1 protein-coding gene is annotated in these 513 nt (G+C 70.0%); it reads right to left on the reverse strand.

The window, feature by feature from the left end:
- Positions 1 to 104 precede the first annotated feature (104 nt).
- Positions 105 to 503, reverse strand: coding sequence for a hypothetical protein (locus tag JNK74_30380; GenBank protein MBL7650476.1), 399 nt, complete (start codon positions 501 to 503; stop codon positions 105 to 107).
- Positions 504 to 513: the final 10 nt, after the last annotated feature.

Genomic DNA, 513 nt, shown 5'->3' on the forward strand with positions numbered 1-513 from the left:
GAGGAGGGGGGACTTCCGTAATGCGAGGGCGCTATGACAAAGGGCTTCTTGGGTGCGGGAGAAATGCAGCCTGCCTCATCAGCGTAGATCGCGATGTGCCAATGTCAAGGGCGCTTTGCAGGCGATGGGCACCCGCCGGAGGGGGCGTCTGCTTCAGGCGGATTGAGGCGAACCAGGTCGCAGGCCAGGGTGGTCCAGTCGGCGGCGGCCGTGCGGGAGATCAGCACGCCCTGCTTCCACCCTGCGCTGGCGAGCCGCTTGCCGTCCGGTGCCCAGGCGAGGGCCAGACCCGGCCCCGCATGGCGTAGCAAGGGCGCATGCAGGGGCTCGCCGCTGATCATGTCCCAGAGGAACACTCGGCCATCCTTGTCGGTGCTGGCGAGGGTCTGTCCGTCGGGCGCCAGGGCCAGGTCGAGCACGGGTGTGCCCTCCCGACCGAGGGGCCGGGCGGGGCCGTTCGAGCCCGGCCACAGGAGCAGGCCGTGGCGCTGGGTGGCAATCACCACCGCGCTG

The sequence above is a fragment of the Candidatus Hydrogenedentota bacterium genome (assembly GCA_016791475.1).
Classification (GTDB): domain Bacteria; phylum Hydrogenedentota; class Hydrogenedentia; order Hydrogenedentales; family JAEUWI01; genus JAEUWI01.